Raw genomic sequence first — 265 nt, 5'->3', positions numbered from 1 at the left:
CTCATGGGTCTGACCGATCGTTTTGAGCGTTATGCGCCCGACTTTATCGGTATCTCGTCGGTACTGGGTGACGAGCTCAACGTAAAAGTATCAGAGACTTTGAGTCGTCTAGATATTCCGTTTGAGTTTGTCCATGTTGATGCTGAACACCCATTGATGCGTAGCGCCTACAATGACGAGCAGCTCGGCTGCGATCGTTGGCTACAGATGCTGGGCGCAGTTGATAAGAAAAAGCGCCAGTGCGTGATTGGCTGTGGCACAGCAG

1 protein-coding gene is annotated in these 265 nt (G+C 51.3%); it reads left to right on the top strand.

Annotated features, from left to right (window positions below; genetic code table 11):
• A partial coding sequence (locus AAEZ03_RS27660) for a type III pantothenate kinase (protein ID WP_350583073.1) occupies positions 1-265 on the top strand: 265 nt, incomplete at both ends.

The sequence above is a fragment of the Pseudomonas sp. HY2-MNA-CIBAN-0224 genome (assembly GCF_040310285.1).
Lineage (GTDB): Bacteria > Pseudomonadota > Gammaproteobacteria > Pseudomonadales > Pseudomonadaceae > Aquipseudomonas > Aquipseudomonas helleri.
This window is presented reverse-complemented; position numbering and strand designations above follow the sequence as displayed.